Consider the following 22372-nt stretch of genomic DNA (forward strand, 5'->3'; position numbering starts at 1 on the left):
ACGGCTTCTCAGGGGCGGGTGATGGCGATGACATAACGGGCGGTCTCAGGACCGGGACAATGGAAGCGGCTGCCGCCCGTCAGGCGATAGCGCAGGCAGTCGCCGGCCGACAGCGCGTGGACGGTGCCGTCCAGCGCCAAATCCAGCCGGCCTTGCAGCATCCAGAGATGATGCTCCAGCCCCGCCACCGGCGGCGCCTGATAGGCGATGACGGCGCCCGGGGGCAGGGTGCCTTCCACCAGCTCCGTCATATAGCCGCTGGCGGGCGGGGAGATGCCGCGGCGCCGGAAGCCGGTTTCCGGGTCGGTCCAGACCGGCTGGGCCGCGGGCGGGATGAACTGCTGGGGGTCCGCCTCCACCTCCGCCAGCAGGCGCGACATGGGGCGTTCATAGGCGGTGCACAGCCGGCCCAGCAAGGCGGCCGTCGGACTGGTCTCCCCCCGTTCCAGGCGGGACAAGGTGGCGCGGCTGATGCCGCTGCGCTCCGCCAGCGTTTCCAGGGTCCAGCCGCGTTCCAGGCGCAGGCTCGCGAGGCGGGCCGCCAAGCGCAGATCGAAGGGGGCGGGTGTTTGTTCCATGTCGGGAATATTTCTCAAATATGGGAAATTCGTCAAGGCCCGCTCATCATGCCGCAGCGCAAAATTGCCTTATCTTTCCCGGGCGATCTGGGCATGCTGTTCGTCTCCGTCGGCAGGCGGACGAAGACTTAAAACAAGAGGGGTGACCGAATGGGGTCTCGGCAGGCGGGCCTTGGGCAGGCTGGTAAGGGCGTGACGCGCCGTTGGTTCAACGCCATGGGCGCGTTTGCCCTGGGGCTGGCCCTTTTGGGCGGGGCTCCGCTGGCCCAGGCGAAGGAAACGGCGACCGCCCCGGCGGCCCTGCTGTCCGGTGGTGCCGTGGCATCGGCTGACAGCTTCGGCACGGCGGCGGGGGCGGAGATACTTAAGGCGGGCGGCAATGCCGTGGACGCCGCCGTCGCCACCGCCTTCGCCCTGGCCGTCACCTATCCCGAGGCCGGCAACATCGGCGGCGGCGGGTTCATGACCCTGTTCGTCGATGGCAAGCCCTACTTCGTCGACTATCGCGAGGTGGCGCCCAAGGCCGCGACCCGCACCATGTACCTGGACGCCAAGGGCGACGTGGTGCCTAAGCTCAGCTTGGTGGGGGCCAAGGCCGCTGGCGTGCCCGGCACTGTCATGGGCCTGTGGGAGGCGCACCACCGCTTTGGCAAGCTGCCCTGGGCGCAGGTGATGCAGCCGGCCATCACGCTGGCGGAGAAGGGCTTCCTGCCGTCCGACAAGATCATCGCCTACCGCACCGACATGATGGAGCAGTTCTCCGTCACCAATTTCGCCCAGTATTTCGGCAAGATGCAGGCGGGCAAGATTTTCACCCAGCCGGAACTGGCCGCCACGCTGAAGCGCATCGCCGCCGGCGGGCCGCAGGAGTTCTATGCCGGCAAGACCGCGGAGCTGCTGGTCGCCCAGATGAAGAAGGATGGCGGCCTGATCACCGCTGAGGATCTGGCCGCCTACAAGGCGCGCTGGCGGGAGCCGATCCAGTTCAAATGGCAGGGTAACGTCGTCTACACGGCACCGCCGCCCAGCTCCGGCGGTGAGGCGCTGGCCCAGCTGCTGAAGATGAAGGAGCTGCGCGCCGCCGACTTTCAGGGGGTGGCCCTGAACTCCGCCCAGTACATCCACCTGCTGGCGGAGATCGAAAAGCGGGTCTTCGCCGATCGCGCCGAATATCTGGGGGATCCCGATTTCTACAAGGTCCCGCTGGAACAGCTGATCAGCGACGGCTACCTGGCCAAGCGGGCGTCGGAGATCAACCCCCATGCCATCTCCCCCACCCCGGACGTGAAGCCGGGGCTGGAACCCAACGAGACCACCCACTTCTCCGTGGTCGACAAGTGGGGCAACGCCGTCTCCAACACCTACACCCTGAACTTCGAGTTCGGGAACGGCGAGGTGGTCAGCGGCGCCGGCTTCCTGTTGAACGACGAGATGGATGATTTCAGCGCCAAGCCGGGCGTGCCCAATGGCTTCGGCGTGGTGGGCAAGGATGCCAACGCCATCCAGCCGGGCAAGCGCATGCTGTCCTCCATGACCCCCACCATCGTGACGCGCGACGGCAAGGTCAGCCTGGTCCTGGGCTCCCCCGGCGGGTCGCGCATCTTCACCAGCGTCTTCCAGGTCATCACCGACGTCTATGATTTCCACATGCCGTTGCAGGCGGCGGTGTCGGCGCAGCGCATCCACCACCAGCTGCTGCCCAAGGACACGATCTTCTATGATCCCTACGCTCCGCTGGTGGGTCCGGAGGCCGACAAGCTGAAGGCCATGGGTTATGTGCTGCAGGACCAGGGCTGGAACATGGGCGATGTGGAGGCCATCCGCGTGGATGGCATCCGGTTGGAAACGGCGTCCGACCCGCGCGGCCGTGGCACCGGCGTGGTGGTGAACTGACCCCTTACGCGTTGTTCCGGGGGCGGAAAATCCGCCTCCGGCCCCCCTTCGGACCCCTTTGAAATAAGGTCGCATTAAGGCAAACGTCGCCCTTAAATCGTCAACATCCCCCTCCAGGATACACGTCATGGGAAGCCCCCCAATCAAATACCCGGGGTAGAAGGCGTCCCACCGTTCTGGAGGTAAGATCATGACAAGCGATTTCCTGCGTCTGGCGAAGGTGAAGCGCTTTGCCGCCGCTGCCGCACTGGTCGTGGTCGGGGTCGCTGCATCGTCTGCCCTGACGTCGACCACGGCCCATGCCGATGAGTATTGGCGCCACCATCACGACCACTACCGCTACTACGACCACGATTACTATCGTGGCCCGCGGGTCTACGTGGCACCCCCCTACTACTATGGGCCACCGCGTCCGGTGTACGTGCCGCCCCCGGCCTACTACGCGCCGCCCCCGCCGGTCTACTATCCCCCGGCTGGCCTGAACGTGGTCATTCCCATCCGTTAATCCTCGTCCCCCTTTCAAGTGAGCCGGCATGACGTCCGGCCCGGGGCGGAACCTCCGATGGGTTCCGCCCCGGTTTCCAAAGAGCAGTGAGGCCGTCATGTTGAAGAATGCCGTCATCGTCGTTGTGGCCGGGTCCTTGCTGGCCGGCTGTTCCGGCCTGACCGCCCGCCAGCAGCGCGCGCTGTCAGGTGGCGCCATCGGTGCCGCGGGTGCCGCCGCCGTCACCGCCATCGTCGGCGGCCCGGTCCTGGCGGGCGCCGCCATCGGCGCCGCCGGTGGTGCCGCCATCGGCGCCCTCAGCAAGCCCTGAGCGCCGTTGTCGTAGGCATTATGCAGATCCGTGTTCGCAAGCGTAGTTCCTCTCTTTTCCCGTTCCCATCTCCCCTCCTTGCGGCCCGGCCAGTCCTCGACTTGGCCGGGCCTTCTTTATGTTCGGCGGGGCTTTTGTCCGGGGCGGGGCGCATTCCACAGGCCCGCTTGGTGGATAACGCCGACGCGGCATGCGTGGGTGGAATTCCGGCTGATCTTGTCCGGCTGCGAACAAGCTGCTAGGGTCCGCGCCGCTCGCAAACACCCAGGTTAAAGTTGAAGCACCATGAAGGTTAACGCCAACACCATGCGCCCCGGCCAAGTTATGGATAATAACGGCAAGCTGTGGGTGGTCGTGAAGACGCAGATCGTGCAGCCCGGCAAGGGCGGCGCCTTCATCCAGATCGAGATGAAGGACGTGCGCACGGGCACCAAGACGATCGAGCGCTTCCGCACCCAGGAAAGCGTTGAGCGTGCCTACCTGGACGAACGCGAGATGACCTTCCTGTTCGCCGAGGACGGCGACAGCTACACCTTCATGGACAAGGAAACCTTCGAGCAGGTCTCCATCCCCGGCGATATCGTTGGTGACGGCAAGGTCTTCCTGACCGATGGCATGGAAGTGACGGTGCAGACCTTCGAAGGCGCGCCGCTGTCCGTCGAGTTGCCGCAGACCGTGACCCTGATGATCACCGAGGCCGACCCGGTGGTGAAGGGGCAGACGGCTTCCTCCTCCTACAAGCCCGCCCTGCTGGAAAACGGCGTGCGCGTCCTGGTTCCGCCGCACATCGAGGCCGGTACCCGCGTGGTCGTCAGCACCGCCGAGGGCGAATACATGGAACGCGCGAAGGACTAAGCCTCCTTCCCGCCGCCGTTCCACGGGACGGCAGGTTCGACAGCCAGAGCGAATTCCGCCTTCCGGTGGAATTCGCTCTCGGCTTTTATGGTAGGGCGGTCCCCCGGGGACCGGCCCGTCTGAAGAGATTTAAAGGGGACACCCCATGGCCGCCCGTTCCGCTATCATCAACGTCATGACCAAAGCCGCCGAGAAGGCGGGCCGCGCCCTGGTGCGCGATTTTGGCGAGGTGGAGCAGCTACAGGTTTCCCGCAAGGGCCCGGCCGATTTCGTCTCCGCCGCTGACCGCAAGTCGGAAGCCATCATCCGCGAGGAACTGACCAAGGCCCGTCCCAGCTTCGGCTTGCTGCTGGAGGAATCGGGCACGGTGGCGGGCAGCGACCCGTCGCACCGCTGGATCGTCGACCCGCTGGATGGCACCACCAACTTCCTGCACGGCCTGCCGCACTGGGCCATCACCATCGCCCTGGAAAAGGATGGGGAGATCGTGGCCGGCGTGGTGTACGAGCCGATCCACGATGAGATGTTCTGGGCGGAGAAGGGTGCGGGCGCCTTCCTCAACCACACCCGCCTGCGTGTGTCCGCCCGTCGCAGCCTGCCGGACGCGCTGATCGCCACCGGCATCCCCTTCAAGGGCCATGGCGACCACGCCGCCTATCTGCCGCAGTTGCAGGCGGTGATGGGCGAGGTCGCCGGCATCCGTCGCTTGGGTGCGGCCGCCCTGGACCTGGCCTATGTCGCCGCCGGCCGCTTCGACGGCTTCTTCGAAACCAACCTGAAGCCTTGGGACGTGGCGGCGGGCGTGCTGATGGTGACCGAGGCCGGCGGCTTCGCGACCGAAATCGCCGGTGGCCGCAACCCGCAGAGCGGCGCCAGCGTGCTGGCCGCCAACTCCCACCTCCACCTGCCGCTGGGCACCCTGCTGCGCAACGCCGGCAAGAAGACCGCTGGCTGATACCTGCGGCACGAGAATCTGACTCGTGCCGTTGTAGCCCGCGACGGCGCCCGGCGTTTGAGGGGGCATTTGACCGGTCACGATCAAATGCCGTTGGTATGACATCGCAGAACGGAACGGAAGGATAGGCGCTGCCGGCATCATCACGCCGGCAGCGTCACCCTCGCTTCCAGCCCGCCAGCGGGGCGGTTGCGCAAGGTGATCTCCCCGCCATGACCGCGCACGATGGCCAAGGCCGCGGTCAGGCCCAGGCCCACGCCGCCTGTGACCCGGTTGCGTGACCGGTCCAGGCGGAAGAAGGGGCTGAAGACCTGCTCCAGCGCGTCCTCGGGAATGCCCGGCCCGTCGTCCCGCACGTAAATCACGGTCAAGCCCGCCTCGTCGTTCAACATCACCGTCGGTGGCGTGGCGTGCTTCACCGCGTTCTCGATCAGGTTGGTCAGCGCGCGTTTCAGGGCGAAGGGCCGTCCCCGATAGACGGCGTGGGCGGGGCCGGCATAGGCCACGGCGACGCCCTGGTCGGCATATTCATCGGCGATGGTGGTCAGCAGGCCGCCCAAGTCGAAGGCGGTCACCGCCTCCTCGTCCGCGTCATCGCGAAAGAAGGCCAGGGCGCCGTCGACCATGGCCTGCATCTCATCGACATCGCGGAACAGCCGCGCCTGTTGCTCCGGATCCTCCACGAACTCACCGCGCAGGCGCATGCGCGTCAGCGGCGTGCGCAGGTCATGGGAAATGGCGGCCAGCATGGCGGTGCGATAACCGACAAACTTCTGGATCTGCCCCTGCATGGCGTTGAAGGCGCGGATGACGCCGCGCAGCTCCCGCGGGCCCGACTCCGCGATGGGCGGGGCCTGGGGGTTGGTGCCGAACTGGCGGGCGGCTTCGGCGATGCGCTCGATGGGGCGGGACAACTGCCGCGCGGCGATCAGCGAGACGGCGGCGGCGGACAGCAGCAGCAACACCAGGGCGATGGCGACGCGAAGGGCGCGGATGGTGTCGCGGCTGCGGTCCAGGGAGATGTAGATCAGCCAGCTGTCGTCCATCAGCCGCACGGCCAGGAACCGGGCCGGGAACGGCGAATGGGGATCGGATGAAAAGTCGTGCCGCAGCAAGGGCCCGGCAGGGTCGGTCGCGGTGACCCGGAAGAGGAACGATCGGGACGTCAGGTCGTTTAGCCACGTGCCCTCCACCGGATGGAAGTCATCCAAGCCGGTCCCTTGGCGAAGCAGCGCCGCGAGGGGGTCGTCCGCCGGATGCCATTCAATGCTGTAGAGCCGTGCGCTCGCGGCGGTGGCCAAGGAGGGTCGCAAGGGGGGCGGGGCGGCCTCGATGGCGTGGGTGACGCTCACCACGATCTGTACCAGCCCGGCGTCGTTGGCGGGCGGCTGCAGCCAGGCGCCGGCGAGGCTGACGACCAGGGCGCTCAAGGCCGTGGCGGCCGTCACCGCCGCCATGATGGTCAGGGCGAAGCGCCGCGCGATGGTGTCCTGTGGCCACCGTGGCCGCGTCATTGGTGGCGCACCTGCGGCGTGAAGATATAGCCGCCGTTGCGCACCGTACGGATAAGGGCGGGGTTCTTGGGGTCGTCTTCCAGCTTGTGGCGCAGGCGGCTGACCTGCACGTCGATGCTGCGGTCGTAGGCGGCATGGGACAGGCCGCGCGCCAGATCCAACAGCTGGTCGCGGGTCAGCACCCGCTGTGGATGCTCCACGAAGGCAAGCAGCAGGTCGAACTCCCCGCCCGACAGCAGCACCAGGGTGCCGTCTTCCGATCGCAGTTCCCGCCGCGCCACATCCAGCCGCCAGCGGGCGAAGCTGAGGCAAGGGCGGGTTTCCGCCGGTGGCCGGCCGGCCGCCTCGGTGGTCCGGCGCAGCACGGCCTTGACCCGGGCCAGCAGCTCACGCGCGTCGAAGGGCTTGGTCAAATAGTCGTCGGCGCCGATCTCCAGCCCCACCACCCGGTCGGTATGGTCGGCCATGGCCGTCAGCATGATGACCGGCACGCGCGACGTGGCGCGCAAGCCGCGGCACAGGCTGAAGCCGTCCTCACCCCGCAGCATGACGTCCAGGATGACCAGATCAATGGCGCCGGCGGCCAGCGCCGCCGCCATTCCCACGCCGTCCTCCGCCACGCGCACCACATAGCCATGTCGCTGGAAGAACAGGGTCAGCAGGGACAGGATGTCCTCGTCGTCATCGACGATCAGCAGGGTGGGTCCCGGGGCGGTGGCGGGGTGGGGGACGGTGGCGGGCGTCATGGATCGCATGCTAGCACGGAGGCACCGGGGTCATATGTCCGTTGTCCACGCGGATTATTTCAAGTCAGACACATTGTGCCGTTGCCGCCGCAAACGCGACATCAGCCGCCAAGAATGGCGACCTAGGATAAGGGCGTTCCAGCGGCCGGATGGGGGGGCCTTCGCCCAGCGGGTGGGGGTGGGGTGAGGCCGGCGGGGTACGGCCGCTGGGCGCCGTTCTTCCAGTAAGAGGCCAAGCCGCTCCATGTCTTTCCGCAATAGCTTCCTCCCCGCCCGCGCCGCCCTGCTGGTGGGCATCGCGCTTTTCGCCGCGCCCGCCCTGGCCGATGATCAGCCCATGGCGCGCCAGACGCCGCTGTGGGATATCACCGTCGGCGGTGGTGTCGCCCTGCGTCCCACCTTCGAGGGCAGCGACCGCTATCAGGCGAGTCCGGTGCCCCTGTTCACTGTCCGCTACGATGACATGATCGCCGTGGGGCCGGAGGGACTCAGCGCCTACTGGCACCAGGGCAATTTCAGGGTCGGCGCCGCCCTGACCTTCGATCCCGGCCGGGACGACAGCAAGGGCAATGGCATTTTCAATACTGGCGACGACCGTCTCAAGGGCCTGGGCAATATCGATTCGTCGGCAGGCATCAAGGTGTTCGGGGCCTATCAGCTGGGCCGGGTCAGCCTGGATGCCGCCGTCACCAAGTACACTGGCGACCAGAATGACGGCATCGTGCTGACGACCGGCATGGGTCTGCCCCTGAAGCTGGCCGACCGGCTGATGCTAACGCCGCATCTCGGTGCCACCTGGGCCAACGACAGCTATATGCAAACCTACTTCGGCGTGACCCCGGCCCAGGCCGCCAAGTCCCGCTTCACCGCCTTCAACGCCGGGTCCGGTTTCAAGGATGTCAGCGCCGGGGTCCTGGCGGTCTACCGCTTCGATGAGCATTGGTTCGTGACGGGTGACGTCACGGGCAAACGGCTGCTGGGTGACGCCGCCGACAGCCCCATCACCTATGCGGCCACCAGCGTCCGGGCCTTCACGGCCGTGGGGTATCGCTTCTGACAACCAGAGCAGATCGCCCAAAGGTGGAATCGCCTTTGGGCGTGAAGCTGCTCGCGGACAGACTCAGCTATAGCCGGCTGTGGTTCCGATTAAACGCAGCCGGCTATAAGCACCCCCCGGGGCCGCCGGCCCCGGGGGCGTTTTCCACATCAAGGGCGCCCCACACCCGGGGAACCGCCTATAGCGCCGCTTCGACCGCCTGGATGATGGCTGCGTTGGACGGGCGGAAGACCGAGGACCAATAGCGGACCAGGCGGCCGTCCTTGCCCAGCAGGTATTTGTGGAAATTCCAGCGCGGGGCGGCGTCCTCGCCGGCCACGTCGACCAGCCAGCTGAAGAACGGGTGCGCGCCGGAACCCACCACCACCTCCTTGTCGGCCATGGTGAACTCAACGCCGTAATTCCGCTGGCAGAACGCCCCGATCTCCGATGCCGAGCCCGGCTCCTGCTTGCCGAAATCGTTGGAGGGCACGCCCAGCACCACCAGGCCGCGGGGGCCATATTGGGCGTGCAGCGCTTGCAGGTCTTCATATTGATTGGTGAAGCGGCAATTGCTGGCGGTGTTCACGACCAGCACCGGTTGGCCGGCGAAGGCGGCCAGGGGGACGGCGCCCTTGCCGCCCAGTTGCTGGAAGCTGAAGGCATGGGCGGTGGGGGCGGTGGCGGTTTGCGACTGGGGCAACATGGGACGAAGGCTCCTGCGGCCGATGGGCTGGCCTGACGCTGGGCGTCAGCGTTAATTGATGATTTAGAATTATTCTAAACTAAGGCGTTCCGTCAAGCTTCCTGACGGGGCAAACTGGGCGCGCGTGGCAAACCAGTGATAAAATGGTTGCGTCGAACATAGATCGGCCACATTTCCAAGGCTTAGTCCGCTGGCTGAAAGTCGTCCTACGCATGCGTCGTTTCAAGATGTCCGCTTCCCCCGCCGTGATCGCCATCGCCATCGCCTTTCTGGCGGTGCCGGCCTATGCCCAGTCGACGGCAGGCCAATCGCCGACTCCCCAATCAGCCGCCACGCCGTCCGACGCCGCCGCCACAGGGGACACGGCCCAGCATCAGGGCCAGAAGCCGGACGGCAAGGCGAAGACCGGCCCGGGCAAGGCGGCCAAGCCCGCGCCCAAGCCGGCCGTTCCGGGACAGGCCACTGACAGCCAGTCGGGCAAGGCGGTCACGCCGCCGGCTTCCGGTGAGTTGGGCGTCCCCGTCATCGAGCGGGCCAAGCCGGCCCCCACCCCCAAGGTGGTGCCGATACCCGACACGCCCAAAAGCCTGATCAAGCCGGAGGCGACGCCCGTTCCCGCCCGCGCCAAGGAGCCGGACGGGGCCAGCCCACCCGTCACCAGCGAGGTGCGGCCGCGCGGCGTCACCCATGTGGACAAGGCCACGCCCGCGACCCAGGCGGACCATGTCACGGTGCCGTTCGCCGCTGGGTCATCCACCCTGGACAAGAAGCAGGAGGGGGCGCTGGCGGCCATCGCCGGGCGCTTGGGCCAGGACCCGAACCGCCGGTTGGAAATTCGTGGTTACGCCCCGCTGCCGGCACTGGACCGGGAGGCGGCCGCCCGCCGGCTGTCCCTGTTCCGTGCGGAGGCCGTGCGCGCGCATCTGATGTCCTTGGGCATACCCAAGGAACGCCTGGTGATCTACGCCATGGGTTCCGTCAATGGTGACCTGGACGACAAGAATGCCGTCCGCGGCGCCGGCAAGGGCTCGCAATTGCCACCGGAGACGTTTGACCGGGTGGAACTGACCTTTATTCATTAGGCCGAACCGCATCGGGCCGCTTTTCGAGTGGACTGTATTCAAGCGGGTCCGGGCGGTGGCAGCCGGCCGGGGGGACCCGCAGCAGCGATGAAGGAAGAAACGTGTCGCGCCCAACCCCCTATCTTTTCCGCATGTGCGTCTTCCTGGCGGCCATCGCCGCGGTGATGGGGGTGCTCTACCCGCAGGTGGAGCGGTTCTTCATGGCCAACCCGGCCCTGAACGGCTTGATCCTGGGCGCGTTGGCCATCGGCATCCTGTTCATTTTCCGCCAGGTCCTGCTGCTGCGCCCGGAAGTGGACTGGCTGGAGACCTTCCGCAGCGGCGGCGCCAGCTCCACCCAGCCGCGCCTGCTGGCGCCCATGGCCCACATGCTGGGTGACCGGGGGCGGGGCGGCACGGCGGGCATGCACGGCAGCCGTCTGAACCTGTCGGCCATCGCCACCCGATCCCTGCTGGATGGTGTCAGCGCCCGCCTGGACGAAAGCCGCGAGATCAGCCGCTACCTCATCGGCCTCATGATCTTCCTGGGCCTGCTGGGCACCTTCTGGGGCTTGCTCCAGACCGTCTCGACCATCGGCGGCGTCATTTCCGGCCTGAAGGTGGGTGACGGCGACGCCGTCGCCATCTTCGCCGAATTGCAGCAGGGGCTGGCGGCCCCCCTGGCCGGCATGGGCACGGCCTTCAGCGCCAGCCTGTTCGGCCTGGCCGGTTCGCTGGTGCTGGGCTTCCTGGAATTGCAGGCGGGCCAGGCGCAGAACCGCTTCTATATGGATCTGGAGGATTGGCTGGCCGGGTCCACCCGCCTCGGCGGTGGCGGGCTGGTGGAGGTGGGTGACCAGCCGGTGCCGGCCTACATCCAGGCCCTGTTGGAAACCACGGCGGAGAATATCGAGAAGCTGCAATACACCATGGCCCAGGGTGAGGATAACCGGCGCAGCGCCAATGCCAGCCTGGTGGCCTTGACCGAGCGGCTGGGGGCCCTGTCGGATCAGATGAAGGCGGAGCAGCAGTTGATGGTGCGCCTGGCGGAAGGCCAGCTGGAGATGCGTCCGGTGCTGCAACGCCTGGCGGAGCGCCTGGGGCAGAACGGCGGCATGGGCGGCGGCGGCCTGGATGACGCCAGTCGCGCCCATCTGCGCAACCTGGATCTCTATCTGGCCCGCCTGGTGGAGGAGGTGGCCACCGGCCGCGCCCAGTCCACCCAGGAAATCCGGACCGAGATCAAGATCCTGACCCGCACCATCGCGGCGCTGGGCGAAGGGGCGGAGCGCTAGGCGATGGCGGGCAGGGGCCGGCGGGCCGTACGCCGCCAACTCGACATCTGGCCGGGCTGGGTGGACGCGCTGTCCTCCCTGGTCATGGTCATCGTCTTCCTGCTGATGGTGTTCGTGCTGTCGCAGTTCGCGCTCTCCTCCCTGCTGCATGGCAAGGATGAGGCGCTGAGCCAGTTGAACAGCCGCCTCGCCCTGCTGGTGGACCAGCTGGCCATGGAGAAGGCGGACAAGGAGAAGCTGTCCGCCGACCTTTCCGCCCTGAATGACCAGTTGCAAGCCTCGCTGGCCAAGAATGGCCAACTGCAGGCCGATCTGGACGCGGCGGGCAAGGCCAAGGACGACCTCACGGCGCAAGTCCAGGCCCTGACCGACGCGGCCGGCGCCAGGCAGGCGGAACTGGACACCGAGAAGAACGTCAGCGCCCAGGCCAAGGCCCAGGTGGATCTGCTGAACCAGCAGCTGGCGGCCCTGCGCCAACAGTTGGCGCAGTTGAATGCCGCCCTGGCGGCCTCGGAACAGAAGGACAAGGAACAGCAGGTCCAGATCGTGGATCTGGGCAAGCGGCTGAACGCCGCCCTGGCCGGCAAGGTGGCGGAACTGGCCCGCTACCGCTCCGAATTCTTCGGCAAGCTGCGCGAGGTGCTGGGTGACCGGCCGGACATCCGCATTGTGGGTGACCGTTTCGTCTTCCAGTCGGAGGTGCTGTTCGACAGCGGCAGCGCCGATCTGGGGGAGCGCGGACGCAAGCAGTTGGCCAGCCTGGCCAAGACCCTGCTGGACATCTCCAAGAAGTTCCCCAAGGATCTGAACTGGATATTGCGGGTGGACGGCCACACCGACGCCGTGCCCATCCACACCCCCGCCTTCGCCACCAATTGGGAACTGTCATCCGCCCGCGCCACGGCGGTGGTGAAGTTCCTCATTCAGCAGGGCGTGGCCCCCGACCGGCTGGCCGCCACCGGCTTTGGCGAATTCCAGCCGCTGGAACCGGGCGACACCCCCGACATCCGCGCGCGCAACCGCCGCATCGAACTGAAGCTGGATCAGCGGTGATCGCAGCAGCGGCCTGAACCCAGTTCAGGCCGCTGTAGGCCGCGACTGCGGCCGCCCGGCGACTGAGGAAACGCGTCAGCTAATTCCATACCCCGGCCAATTCCACCTCTTCGCCGCCCAGGCCGCGCTTGAAGGTGTTGATGCCTTCCACGTCCGGTGTCAGGCCGCCCAGGTCGAAGGCCACTCGCCCTTGCGCCTTCAGTTCCAGGCAGGCGCGCCACAGCAGCAGCTGGTGCGCCCGGGTGCGGCGTCCCTCCGGCCCGTTCCAGCCCACCTGGTAGGTGGCGGCCACGCCATGGCCGAAGATCAGCAGGCCGGCCACCGGCTCCCCCTCCAGCAGGGCCCGCAGGATCAGGACGTCGCCGTCCTTGTGCAGGGCGGTGCGCAGGCGGGTCAGCAGCTTGGAGCTGGCGGCGCGGTATTTGCGCTCGGCGCGGTCGGCCTCATGCTTTTGCAGCAGCCAGGGCAGGGTGGCGCCATCACGGTCGACCTCCACCACCAGGCCGGATTTCTCACCCTGGCGCAGCTTGTTGCGCCATTTTGGGTCCAGCCTGGCGCGCAGCGTGGCCTCATCCGGCGTCAGGTCCAGCCAGATGGTGCGGTAGCCGGGGCCCGGCTGGTGGCGCCAGCCGGCCCAGGTCAGGGCGGTGGTGGCCAGCGGGCCGGCCGGCAGCTCGGCGATGACGCTGGGCCAATGCAGCAGGCCGGTGGGATAGGCCTGGCGCAGCAGGCGGTAGACGACGCCCACGGTGGTCCAGTCCTGCGCCTCGGGCACCAGCAGGGGGCCGCGATGCACCTTGGCGACGCGCACCGCCCGCGCCAGGCGCTTCTCCAGCACCAGCACCAGGCCGATGGGCTGTCCCTCCCGCTCGAAGATGCCGACGCGGGGCTTCCATCCCTCCACCGTCAGCATGGCGGTGGCATAGCCGAAACTTTGCGTCAGGCTGCTGCGCGGCACCCGCTTCAGCAGGGCCGTCCATTCGCTGATGCGGGCGTCCCAGCGCAGGGCGATCTCGGGCGCGGCGCGGCCGGCGGGGGGCGGGGAGGGGGCAGGCTGGACCAAGGGGGGACTCGACAGCGGCGGGTGGGGGCGGTATGCCGCCCAGCATATCGTTTGCCGTGGAAGGACCGCCAGCCATGAACACCCCCGCCCAGCCCTGGTGGCACCCCGACCGCATGGCCAGCCGCCGCGCCAACCTGGCCGCGCGCAGCGCCATGACCCGGGCGCTGCGCCGCTGGTTCGAGGACGGGGACTTCCTGGAGGTGGAGACGCCGGCCTTGCAGGTGTCGCCGGGACTGGAACCGCATCTGATGGCCTTCGCCACCGAGTTGGTGGGCAGCCATCCCGACGACCGGCTGACCCTGCGCCTGCACACCAGCCCGGAATTCACCATGAAGAAGCTGCTGGTCGCGGGGCTGCCGCGCATCTTCCAGCTGGCCCATGTCTATCGCAACGGCGAGCGTTCCCCCACCCACAGCCCGGAATTCACCATGCTGGAATGGTACCGGGTGGGGGCGGGCTACCGTGACCTGATGGATGATTGCATCGGCCTGACCCGCGCGCTCTGCGCTGCCGCCGGGGTGGGCATGCTGAGGCGGGGCGACCTCACCTGCGACCCCGCCGCGACGTGGGAGGTGCTGACGGTGCAGGAGGCGTTCCAGCGCCATGTCGGCATCGACCTGTTGGCGACGGCCCCCGACCCGGCCCGGCCCGATGTCGCCCTATTGGCCCAGGCCGCCGAGGCGGTCGGCATCCACGCCCATGACGGCGACAGTTGGGAGGACCTGTTCTTCCGCATCAGCCTGGATCGTATCGAGCCGCATTTGGGCATGGGGCGGCCAACCTTCCTGACCGACTATCCCGTGTCCATGGCCGCCCTGTCGCGGCCAAAACCGGAAGACGGCCGCGTCGCCGAGCGGTTCGAGCTGTACGCCTGCGGCGTGGAACTGGCCAACGCCTTCGGCGAGCTGACAGACGCCGCTGTTCAGAAGGCTCGTTTCGAGGCCGATATGGATTTGAAGCAGGCGCTGTACGGCGAGCGCTATCCCATCGACGCTGATTTCCTGGCGGCCTTGGATTTCGGCCTGCCCGACTGCGCCGGCATCGCCCTGGGCTTCGACCGCCTGGTCATGCTGGCCACCAACGCCGCCAGCATCGACGAGGTGCTGTGGGCGCCGGTGATGCTGCCGGTGCAGGGGTAGGGCGACGCCCATACCCCTTTTGGCCTTCACGCTTCCGCGATCGCCTTGGTGAACGCCTTCACCGCGGCGGCCGGCCCGTCCGGGTGCTGCCAGACGGACGACACCACGGCCAGGAAGTCGGCGCCGGCGCGGACCAGGTCGCCGCAGTTATCTGGCGTGATGCCGCCGATGGCGACGCAGGGAATCTCCATCATCTCCTGCCACCAGGTCAGGACGTCCGGCGTGGCGTGATGCTCCACCTGCTTGGTGCCGGTGGGGAAGAAGGCGCCGAAGGCGACGTAGTCCGCCCCGTCCTCGCCCGCCTCCATCGCCAGGTGGCGGCTGTCGTGGCAGGTGACGCCGACGATGGCCTCCGCGCCGACGATCTTGCGCGCCTCGCGATAGGGCGTGTCGCTTTGGCCGACATGCACGCCGTCGCAGCCCGTTTCTTTGGCCAGGCGGGGATGGTCGTTCAGGATGAAAGCCACCTCGCGGCTCTGCACCACGGGGCGCAGCACGTCGATGGCGCGACGCACGGTGTCGTCGTCCACATCCTTGAGGCGCAGCTGGACGCAGGCGACATCGCCCGCGTCCAGGGCCGCGGCCAACTGAACGGCGAACGCCGCCGGCTCCAGGGCCGGCGGCGTCACCAGGTAAAGACGGCAATCAGCCTTCAAAAACTTATTCCTTGCCCTGGTAAATGCGGACGATCCGGTCCAGCAGGGCCAGCGCGTCCTCACGGCTACGCTGGAAGCTGTTGCGGCCGATGATGGAGCCGTTGCCGCCACCGTCGCGGATGGCGCGGGCGTCGTCGAACACCGCGTCCTCACCCTTGGCGGCACCGCCGGAGAAGACCACCAGGCGCTTGCCGTTGAAGGCGGAGCGCATGACGTCGGCCACGCGCTCGGCCTGGGTCCCACGGGGGATGTTCTTGGACTCGTAGACCTTCTTGGAGTCCTTGTTGCCCAGATGGTCGGTGGCCAGCTTCACCTTGATGATGTGGGCGCCCAGCAGGGCCGCCATGTGGGCGGCGTAGGTGCTGATGTCGATGGCCAGTTCGGCGTCCTTGTCCAGGTCGCCACCGCGCGGGTAGGACCACAGCACGGTCGCCAGGCCGCAGGCCTTGGCCTCGGCCGCCAGTTCGCGGAACTCCTCGAACTGGTCGAACATGACGTCGGAGCCGGGATAGATGGTGAAGCCGATGGCCGAGCAGCCCAGGCGCAACGCGTCGGCCACGGTGGCGGTCACCGCCTGGTCCGGGGCGTCGCCGCCGCGCGACAGGCTGTTGGAGCTGTTCATCTTCAGGATGGTGGGGATGGCGCCGGCGAAGGTGGCGGCACCCTGCTCCAGCATGCCCAGGGGGGCGGCGTAGGCGTTCAGGCCGGCGTCGATGGCCAGCTGGAAATGATAGTGCGGGTCATAGGCCGGCGGGTTGGGCGCGAAGCTGCGCGCGGGGCCATGCTCAAAGCCCTGGTCGACGGGCAGGATGACCATCTTGCCGGTGCCGCCCAGGCGGCCTTCCATCAGGATGCGGGCCAGGTTGGCCTTGGTGCCGGGATTGTCGCTCTCGTACCAGGAAAGGATTTCCTTCACGCGGCGGGTCAGCTTCATGGTTACGGTATCCCCGAGTCTGTTTTGAATGTTTGTGTTTATTTGGACGCCTTATGCGGGGTTGATATCCCAGCATCGGCTGGATGGCAATCTGCCCCGATGATGGGGCGGGATCATGGCAGATTTCCGCGAAAAAACGGTGCCCGGCGAGTGACCATCCTGGGGCCGGGCGCGTCAGGGTCGGGCCAGCCAGTCGCGGCAGGCGGCGATGGGATCGCGCCGGCCGCGCAGGTCCAGCGGCCCGGCCTCGTCCGATGGATGCAGCCGTGCTCCCTGGGACCGCGCGATGTCGGCCAGGCGCGTGGCGGCGGCGGCATCGCCGGTGAAGCGGATATCGGGGATGCCCAGCGCCAGGGCCGCCAGGGCGTGACCGGCGGCGTCGCCGCAGTCCAGGATGGCTGTCACCGGTGCCTCGGGAAATTCCTGGGCGACGGCGTCCAAGAGGGCCCGCCAGCCCCCGGCGCCCAGCGCGCCCGCCGCGTCCGGCGCGCTGACCAGGCACACGGGCGCGCCGCCGGCCGCCGTCAGGGCGGCGCGGGCGTCTTCCAGGGACAGGATTTGGATGGGGCGGGGCATGGTGCTGAAGTCCCAAAGAAAAGGGGGCGTCCCGGCCTGCGGAACGCCCCCTTCACCACGTCGATGACAGCGATCCCGGAGGGGGATCAGCCGACCTTGTGCAGGGCGACGGCGGTGTCGCTCATGCGGTTGGAGAAGCCCCACTCGTTATCGTACCAGGTCATGATACGGACGAAGGTGCCGTCGATGACCTTGGTCTCGTTCAGCGCGAAGATGGACGAGTGCGGGTCGTGGTTGAAGTCGGTGGACACCAGCGGCTCGGCATAGACGCCCAGGATGCCCTTCAGCGGGCCCTCGGCGGCGGCCTTGATGGCGGCCGACACTTCCTCGACCGTGGTGGCCTTCTTGGCCACGAACTTGAAGTCCACGACCGAGACGTTGGGGGTGGGAACGCGCAGCGAGGTGCCGTCCAGCTTGCCCTTCAGCTCCGGCAGGACCTTGCCCACGGCCTTGGCGGCACCGGTGGAGGTGGGGATGATGTTCAGGGCGGCGGCGCGGGCGCGATGCAGGTCCTTGTGCATCGTGTCGACCGTGTTCTGGTCGCCGGTATAGCTGTGGATGGTGGTCATGAAGCCGTGCTCGATGCCGATGGCATTGTTCAGCACGAAGGCCACCGGGGCCAGGCAGTTGGTGGTGCAGCTGGCGTTGGAGACGATCTTGTGCTCCGGCGTCAGCTTGTCGTGGTTCACGCCGTAGACGACGGTGATGTCCTCATCCGTGCCCGGGGCGGAGATCAGCACCTTCTTGGCGCCGGCGGTCAGGTGCTTGGCGGCGGCGTCGCGCGCGGTGAAGATGCCGGAGCATTCCATGGCGACCTCGATGCCCAGGTCACCCCAGGGCAGCTTGGTCGGGTCGCGTTCCTGCACCACCTTGATGGTGTGGCCGTTGACCACCAGGTTGCCGTCGACCACCTCGACCGTGCCGGGGAAACGGCCGTGCACGCTGTCGTACTTCAGCAGGTGGGCGTTGGTCTTGGCATCGGCCAGGTCGTTGATGGCGACGACTTCCACATCCTTGCGGCCGCTTTCGTAAATGGCGCGCAGCACCAGGCGGCCGATGCGCCCGAACCCGTTGATGGCAACACGAACAGCCATGTGTCTTCCTCCGACATCGTTGAGCCGCCCCAGGGATGGGGCCGGCTTTGCTGAAACCTTGAAGATGGTAAACGTCCCGCCTTCGTTTTAGGCGCTATGGGGCTTGCATGGCAGGCCTACCATAGTGGGACGTCCCATCCCGTACCCTGTGTCGATGGCGGCCGCCCCGGATTTGACACCGGGCCGGCCCCCCAATCTTTATGATTACAGGCTTTATGGTTAGAGGCGGGCCTTGGCGGCCGCGACCACGCCTTCGACGGTGATGCCGAAGTGGTGGTACAGTTCCTTGTAGGGGCCCGACTCGCCGAAGCCCGGCATGCCGACGAAGCCGCCCTTGGGGCCGATCCAGCGATCCCAGCCGAAGCGGACCATGGCTTCCACGCCCACGCGCACCACGTCCCCGCCCAGCACTTCCGCGCGATAGGCCTCGCCCTGCTCCACGAACAGCTCCCAGCTGGGCATGGAGACGACGCGGGTGGGGACCCCTTCGGCCTGCAGCACGTCGCGGGCTTGCACGGCGATCTCCACTTCCGAGCCGGTGGCCAGCAGGACCACCTTGGCGGCACCGCCCTCCGCCTCGCGCAGGACGTAGGCGCCCTTCGCGGCCAGGTTCTCCTCACTGTGCTCGACGCGCAGCGTGGCCAGGTTCTGGCGGGTCAGCGCCAGGACCGAGGGCCGGTCCTTGGTCTTCAGCGCCAGCTGCCAGCACTCCGCCGTTTCCACCTGATCGGCGGGGCGGAAGACCAGCAGGTTGGGGATGGCGCGCAAGGCCGCCATATGCTCCACCGGCTGGTGGGTGGGGCCGTCCTCGCCCAGGCCGATGCTGTCATGGGTCATGACGTGCACCACGCGCTGCTTCATCAGGGCGCCCAGGCGGATGGCCGGGCGGCTGTAGTCGGCGAAGCACAGGAAGGTGCCGCTCAGCGGGATCAGGCCGCCGTGCAGGGCCATGCCGTTCATGGCGGCGGCCATGGCGTGTTCCCGCACGCCGTAATGGATGTAGCGGCCTTCGTACTTGTCGCGCTGCAGGCTGACCACGCCTTTGGTCCGGGTGTTGTTGGACCCCGTCAGGTCGGCGGAGCCGCTGATCAGCTCCGGCACCACGTCGAAGATGGCGTCCAGCACGTTGCCGGAAGCCTGGCGGGTGGCGACGCTGGGGCGGGCTTCGCTGGTGGCGCGCTTGAAGGCGGTGATGGCGGCGTCCAGCGCCTCCGGCACCTCACCCGACTGGGCGGCCTTGAAGGCGGTGGCCAGCGTGGTGTCGGCCGCGGCCAGGCGCTGGTCCCAGGCGGCGGCGGCGGCCGCACCCCGGGCGCCGTACTGGCGCCAGGCGTCCAGGATGGCGGCGGGGATCTCGAAGGGCCCATGCTCCCAGCCGTAGGCGGCGCGAGCGCCGGCGATTTCGGCGGCCCCCAGGGGCGAACCATGGCTGGAGTTCTTGCCGGCCTTGGTCGGCGCGCCCAGGCCGATGGTGGTGCGGCAGGCGATCAGCGACGGGCTGTTGGTGGTCTTGGCCTGGGCGATGGCGGCGGCGACCGCCACCGGGTCATGGCCGTCCACGGCCTGCACGTCCCAGCCATAGGCGACGAAGCGGGCCTTCACGTCCTCGGAGAGGGACAGGTTGGTGGGACCGTCGATGGAGATGCTGTTGTCGTCCCACAGGACGATCAGGCGATCCAGGCCCAGGTGGCCGGCCAGCGAGGCTGCCTCATGGCTGACGCCTTCCTGCAGGCAGCCGTCACCGGCGATGACATAGGTGTGGTGGCCGACCAGGTCGTCGCCGAAGCGGGCGTTCAGATGACGCTCGGCCAGCGCCATGCCGACGGCGGTGGCGATGCCCTGGCCCAGCGGGCCGGTGGTCATCTCGATGCCGCGGGCCATGCCGTATTCCGGATGGCCGGCGGTGCGGGCACCCAGCTGGCGGAACTTCTTGATCTGCTCCAGATCGATGTCCTCATACCCCGTGAGGTAGAGCAGCGCGTAGATCAGCATGGAGCCGTGGCCGGCCGACAGCACGAAGCGGTCGCGGTCGGCCCAGTCGGGGCGCTTGGGATCGAACTTGAGGAACTGGGTGAACAGCACGGTCGCGACATCGGCCATGCCCATGGGCATGCCGGGATGGCCGGACTTGGCCGCTTCCACGGCGTCCATGGCCAGGACGCGGATGGCGGTGGCGAGATCCTTGTGGGGGACGCCCCCGACGACATCACCGGTTGCGGGCTGGGACGGCATGGGCAAAGGGCCTTTCATCAAGCGGATGCGCTGTTCTGAGGCCAGGGGGGGCGATTGGTCGGGGCAACCGGGTGGTGGACGCCCGCCGCCTGGCGGATGCAACCGGGAAAGCCGCACGGGAAGGGCGTTCCCGGGAAACGATCCTGGGCCCAAGGCTCCCGATTTGCGCCGCCGCACCACCCATCTGATGGGTGCTGTGCGCGCACGTTCCAGGCGCGAGGGGCGGGCCGCACCATGACCGCCACCGCCCCCGGCGTCAAGCTCCGGGGCCCTCCGAAAACTGCAAGCGCGGCCAGCGTTAACGCCTGCATTCCGGGGGGCGTTTCGTGCCGCGCCCCGCCAGCCGCCACACCCGCGCCCTGCGGTTGGTGTCGGCGTTTCGCGCCGCGCGCCGCGAAATACCGCCCTAATCGACCGTGCCCGCCGTTTTTCGCTGGTCCCCACCGCTTTCTTTCTTTATTCGACGCCCCAGCTTATCCATCTTATTTCCATTCGCCTTTTCCCATCGCCTATCGGGCTTGCCGCGTTCCATGGATCGACTGAAGACCGCGCTGGATCGTTTGGACGCCGCCGTCCTGGTTCTGGACGGGGCATTGGAACGCCGCTTGGCGCGGCCCGCTGCCGTTTGCGCCGATGTCGATGAGGGGGCCAAGGCCCGCATCACTCAGCTGGAGCGGGCGCTGGCGGCGGCTGAGGGACGGGAACAGGGGGCCAAGGCCGCGACCGCGGCCTTGTCGGAGCGGCTGGACCGGACCATCGGTCAGCTGCGTGCGGTGCTGGAGGACTGATTTAAAGATGGCCCGCGTGGACATCATCCTGAATGGACGCCCCTATGGCCTGGCCTGTGACGATGGCCAGGAACAGCGCCTGCGCGAGCTTGGCTCCTATGTCGACGCCCGCCTGCGCGAGGTGGCGCACGACGCGTCCGGCGGTAGCGAAACCCAACTCCTGGTCCTGACCGCCCTCATGCTGGCGGATGAGATTTTCGACCTCCGGGCCGAGCTGGGGGGCCCGCGCCGGCCCGTGCCGACCCCGGTGGCGGATGCCGGTTTCGCTCCTCGGGCGGAGGATGACAGCGTCATCGCCGCCGTCGACAGTTTGGCCAAACGCATCGAAGACATTGCGGCGCGGCTCGATCGCACCTAGATTAGGGATCTGGAAGGTGGCTGCGCGGTGCGACAGGTCGCTTTATCCCCAGGGCCGATACCCAATCCTCTAGGGGGCTGTCCCTGCCGACACCGTGGTGTCGGACATATGGCTCCCACCTGCCTTGGCAGGCCGTGGAGGATATCCATGGCCATCGGCCGTCGCGGCCCCTTCCAGACCCCTTTGACGCCCGGCCTTCCCGGGCGTCCCCCTCCGGACCCGGCCTTCAGGTCCGGTCCGTCCTTGAGGGACCCTCTCCGCCCGTGACCGCCGCTCCGTCCCGTACGCCCGCCCCTGCCGCGATTCCCGGTACCGCTTCCCCAGGTGTCGCCTCCCTGGACGTGCCGGGCGCGGCCAACGCCGCCGCTGTGGAAGAGGTGGCGCGTGCCGCCAAGAAGGCGGTGCGGGTATCGGCGCGCCGGGTACGCGCCGCGCTGGATCTGGACCGCGCGGCGGCCGCCAAGGCCATGGCCGACAATTTCCTGACGGCATTGCCCAAGATCACCGACGGCCTCGCGCCCGTGGGCCTCACCATCGCCTTCTATTGGCCCATGGGGGATGAGATCGACCCCCGGCCCCTGATGCACCGCGCCGTCGCCACCGGTGTGAAGGGCGCCTTGCCCGTCTGCCAGGCCAAGGGGCAGCCCTTGCTGTTCCGCCGCTGGCGGCCGGGCACGCTGCTGGCGCCCGACAGCATGGGCGTGCCCGCCCCCATGGCGGAGGCCCTGCCGGGCGCCGAGGGGCCCGACGGCGGCGCCATCGTTCCTGACGTGGTGCTGGTGCCGCTGCTGGCGTTCGACCGGCGCGGCGCGCGCCTGGGCTATGGCGCCGGCTTCTACGACCGCACGCTGGCCGCCCTGCGGCGGCAGAGGGCCATACAGGCGGTGGGTATCGCCTTTGCCGATCAGGAACTGGACAAGGTGCCGTGCGACGCGCATGACCAAGGCCTGGATTGGATCGTTACCGAACGCTACGCCGTTCGGGCCGGGCAGCGCCGCAAGCGCTGACCCCGTATTTCAGGGTCG

The 22372-nt window shown here is 67.9% G+C and carries 23 protein-coding genes and 1 other RNA gene; 14 read left to right on the forward strand and 10 right to left on the reverse strand.

Annotation, left to right across the window (positions count from 1 at the left end; genetic code table 11):
- Nucleotides 1-8: 8 nt before the first annotated feature.
- Nucleotides 9-578 carry a helix-turn-helix domain-containing protein gene (locus FHS74_RS02205; RefSeq protein WP_184797022.1) on the reverse strand — a complete coding sequence of 190 codons (570 nt, stop codon included), beginning with the start codon at nucleotides 576-578 and terminating at the stop codon, nucleotides 9-11.
- A 192-nt stretch (nucleotides 579-770) separates the two neighbouring features.
- Between FHS74_RS02205 and ggt the strand changes: the two genes are divergently transcribed.
- The 5 genes from ggt (at nucleotide 771) to FHS74_RS02230 (ending at nucleotide 5096) form a co-directional block, all read left to right on the forward strand.
- Nucleotides 771-2471: a gamma-glutamyltransferase gene (gene ggt, locus FHS74_RS02210; protein ID WP_343066833.1), complete on the forward strand. Its 1701-nt coding sequence runs from the start codon at nucleotides 771-773 to the stop codon at nucleotides 2469-2471.
- Between the two features lie 190 nt (nucleotides 2472-2661).
- Nucleotides 2662-2976, forward strand: coding sequence for a hypothetical protein (locus FHS74_RS02215; RefSeq protein WP_184797024.1), 315 nt, complete (start codon nucleotides 2662-2664; stop codon nucleotides 2974-2976).
- Nucleotides 2977-3073: 97 nt separating this feature from the next.
- Nucleotides 3074-3286: a hypothetical protein gene (locus FHS74_RS02220; protein WP_184797025.1), complete on the forward strand. Its 213-nt coding sequence runs from the start codon at nucleotides 3074-3076 to the stop codon at nucleotides 3284-3286.
- 285 nt (nucleotides 3287-3571) lie between these two features.
- Nucleotides 3572-4141 carry an elongation factor P gene (gene efp / locus FHS74_RS02225; RefSeq protein ID WP_184797027.1) on the forward strand — a complete coding sequence of 190 codons (570 nt, stop codon included), beginning with the start codon at nucleotides 3572-3574 and terminating at the stop codon, nucleotides 4139-4141.
- Between the two features lie 145 nt (nucleotides 4142-4286).
- Entirely contained in the window at nucleotides 4287-5096 is an 810-nt protein-coding gene (locus FHS74_RS02230; RefSeq protein WP_184797029.1) for an inositol monophosphatase family protein, read from the forward strand.
- Nucleotides 5097-5239: 143 nt separating this feature from the next.
- Here the strand turns inward: FHS74_RS02230 and FHS74_RS02235 are convergent, their stop codons facing one another.
- Both FHS74_RS02235 and FHS74_RS02240 read right to left on the reverse strand, forming a co-directional pair.
- Nucleotides 5240-6610, reverse strand: a complete 1371-nt coding sequence (locus FHS74_RS02235) for an ATP-binding protein (RefSeq protein ID WP_184797031.1) — start codon at nucleotides 6608-6610, stop codon at nucleotides 5240-5242.
- Nucleotides 6607-7356: a response regulator gene (locus FHS74_RS02240; RefSeq protein WP_184797034.1), complete on the reverse strand. Its 750-nt coding sequence runs from the start codon at nucleotides 7354-7356 to the stop codon at nucleotides 6607-6609. The genes FHS74_RS02235 and FHS74_RS02240 overlap by 4 nt, the downstream gene beginning before the upstream one ends.
- 244 nt (nucleotides 7357-7600) lie before the next feature.
- Between FHS74_RS02240 and FHS74_RS02245 the strand changes: the two genes are divergently transcribed.
- Nucleotides 7601-8413 (forward strand): MipA/OmpV family protein, encoded by an 813-nt coding sequence (locus FHS74_RS02245; RefSeq protein ID WP_184797036.1) that lies wholly within the window; start codon nucleotides 7601-7603, stop codon nucleotides 8411-8413.
- 178 nt (nucleotides 8414-8591) lie between these two features.
- Here the strand turns inward: FHS74_RS02245 and FHS74_RS02250 are convergent, their stop codons facing one another.
- Nucleotides 8592-9098 carry a glutathione peroxidase gene (locus tag FHS74_RS02250; RefSeq protein ID WP_184797038.1) on the reverse strand — a complete coding sequence of 169 codons (507 nt, stop codon included), beginning with the start codon at nucleotides 9096-9098 and terminating at the stop codon, nucleotides 8592-8594.
- A 212-nt stretch (nucleotides 9099-9310) separates the two neighbouring features.
- On the opposite strand from FHS74_RS02250, the gene FHS74_RS02255 reads away from it, so the two are divergent.
- The 3 genes from FHS74_RS02255 to FHS74_RS02265 all read left to right on the forward strand — a co-directional run bounded on the left by FHS74_RS02255 (nucleotide 9311) and on the right by FHS74_RS02265 (nucleotide 12507).
- A complete protein-coding gene (locus FHS74_RS02255; RefSeq protein ID WP_211106036.1) occupies nucleotides 9311-10180 on the forward strand; it encodes an OmpA family protein in 870 nt (289 codons plus the stop codon).
- Between the two features lie 101 nt (nucleotides 10181-10281).
- Nucleotides 10282-11454 (forward strand): flagellar motor protein MotA, encoded by a 1173-nt coding sequence (locus FHS74_RS02260; RefSeq protein WP_184797042.1) that lies wholly within the window; start codon nucleotides 10282-10284, stop codon nucleotides 11452-11454.
- Nucleotides 11455-11457: 3 nt separating this feature from the next.
- The gene (locus FHS74_RS02265) at nucleotides 11458-12507 is read left to right on the forward strand and encodes a peptidoglycan -binding protein (RefSeq protein WP_184797044.1); all 1050 of its coding nucleotides are present in this window, start codon (nucleotides 11458-11460) and stop codon (nucleotides 12505-12507) included.
- Between the two features lie 79 nt (nucleotides 12508-12586).
- Here the strand turns inward: FHS74_RS02265 and FHS74_RS02270 are convergent, their stop codons facing one another.
- Complete coding sequence (locus FHS74_RS02270; protein ID WP_246462857.1) at nucleotides 12587-13570, reverse strand: lipid II:glycine glycyltransferase FemX; 984 nt, start codon at nucleotides 13568-13570, stop codon at nucleotides 12587-12589.
- A gap of 74 nt (nucleotides 13571-13644) precedes the next feature.
- On the opposite strand from FHS74_RS02270, the gene epmA reads away from it, so the two are divergent.
- Nucleotides 13645-14709: an EF-P lysine aminoacylase EpmA gene (gene epmA, locus FHS74_RS02275; RefSeq protein WP_184797049.1), complete on the forward strand. Its 1065-nt coding sequence runs from the start codon at nucleotides 13645-13647 to the stop codon at nucleotides 14707-14709.
- 26 nt (nucleotides 14710-14735) lie between these two features.
- Here the strand turns inward: epmA and thiE are convergent, their stop codons facing one another.
- From thiE to tkt, 5 genes are all read right to left on the reverse strand, one after another.
- A complete protein-coding gene (gene thiE, locus FHS74_RS02280; protein WP_184797051.1) occupies nucleotides 14736-15365 on the reverse strand; it encodes a thiamine phosphate synthase in 630 nt (209 codons plus the stop codon).
- 4 nt (nucleotides 15366-15369) lie between these two features.
- A complete protein-coding gene (locus FHS74_RS02285; RefSeq protein ID WP_184797053.1) occupies nucleotides 15370-16299 on the reverse strand; it encodes a class I fructose-bisphosphate aldolase in 930 nt (309 codons plus the stop codon).
- A gap of 174 nt (nucleotides 16300-16473) precedes the next feature.
- Nucleotides 16474-16875: a hypothetical protein gene (locus tag FHS74_RS02290; RefSeq protein ID WP_184797055.1), complete on the reverse strand. Its 402-nt coding sequence runs from the start codon at nucleotides 16873-16875 to the stop codon at nucleotides 16474-16476.
- 86 nt (nucleotides 16876-16961) lie between these two features.
- Nucleotides 16962-17969 (reverse strand): type I glyceraldehyde-3-phosphate dehydrogenase, encoded by a 1008-nt coding sequence (gap, locus tag FHS74_RS02295; RefSeq protein ID WP_044560897.1) that lies wholly within the window; start codon nucleotides 17967-17969, stop codon nucleotides 16962-16964.
- 219 nt (nucleotides 17970-18188) lie between these two features.
- A complete protein-coding gene (gene tkt, locus FHS74_RS02300; RefSeq protein ID WP_184797057.1) occupies nucleotides 18189-20201 on the reverse strand; it encodes a transketolase in 2013 nt (670 codons plus the stop codon).
- A gap of 530 nt (nucleotides 20202-20731) precedes the next feature.
- Between tkt and FHS74_RS02305 the strand changes: the two genes are divergently transcribed.
- The 4 genes from FHS74_RS02305 (at nucleotide 20732) to FHS74_RS02320 (ending at nucleotide 22354) form a co-directional block, all read left to right on the forward strand.
- Complete coding sequence (locus FHS74_RS02305) at nucleotides 20732-20989, forward strand: DUF4164 family protein (protein WP_184797059.1); 258 nt, start codon at nucleotides 20732-20734, stop codon at nucleotides 20987-20989.
- A gap of 7 nt (nucleotides 20990-20996) precedes the next feature.
- The gene (locus FHS74_RS02310; protein ID WP_184797061.1) at nucleotides 20997-21347 is read left to right on the forward strand and encodes a cell division protein ZapA; all 351 of its coding nucleotides are present in this window, start codon (nucleotides 20997-20999) and stop codon (nucleotides 21345-21347) included.
- A gap of 14 nt (nucleotides 21348-21361) precedes the next feature.
- Nucleotides 21362-21521: non-coding RNA, 6S RNA (gene ssrS / locus FHS74_RS02315), on the forward strand.
- An 89-nt stretch (nucleotides 21522-21610) separates the two neighbouring features.
- Nucleotides 21611-22354, forward strand: a complete 744-nt coding sequence (locus tag FHS74_RS02320; protein WP_343066835.1) for a 5-formyltetrahydrofolate cyclo-ligase — start codon at nucleotides 21611-21613, stop codon at nucleotides 22352-22354.
- Nucleotides 22355-22372 lie beyond the last annotated feature (18 nt).

The organism is Nitrospirillum iridis (assembly GCF_014205765.1).
GTDB lineage: Bacteria > Pseudomonadota > Alphaproteobacteria > Azospirillales > Azospirillaceae > Nitrospirillum > Nitrospirillum iridis.